Below are 558 nucleotides of genomic sequence, written 5' to 3' on the forward strand. Positions count from 1 at the left end.
TTGACGGTAGCGTTGGCCTCACCGGTGCCGGTGATGACCGGTGTGTTCACCTTGGTCAGTCCATCGCCCAGGATGCCGCTGTCCGAACCGGCGCTGAGCGTCGACGTGGACGGGGCCGTCGGGGCGGTGCTGTCGATAGTGAGGCTGACTGCTTTGCTGGCACTGGAAACGGTGCCGGCCGCATTGGTCTGCGTCACGGTCAGGCTGTGTACGCCATCGACCAGCGTGCTGCTGCTGACACTCCAGTTGCCACTCTTGTCGACCACTCCGGTCCCCAGCACGGTCTTGCCATCCGTGTCATACAGGGTGACGGTGTCGCCCACCGTACCGGTACCGACGACGGTGGGGGCGGTGATGCTGGTGATGCCATCACCGAGGGTAGCGCTATCACTGGCAGCCTGCAGTGCCGGCGTGCCCGGAGTGGACGGCAGGGAAGTGTCAATATCGATAGTCAGGCTACTGCTGGCTGTCGAGACATTGCCGGCGGCATCGGACTGTTTGACGGTGAGGCTGTGGCTGCCATCGGCCAGCGTGCTGCTGGTAATGCTCCAGTTGCCC

At 64.0% G+C, this 558-nt stretch carries 1 protein-coding gene; it reads right to left on the reverse strand.

Annotation, left to right across the window (positions count from 1 at the left end; all coding sequences use genetic code 11):
* Positions 1-558: Ig-like domain-containing protein (locus ACZ9W6_RS17585; RefSeq protein ID WP_465192486.1), on the reverse strand; the 558-nt coding region annotated here is incomplete at both ends.

This window comes from Vogesella lacus (assembly GCF_979366295.1).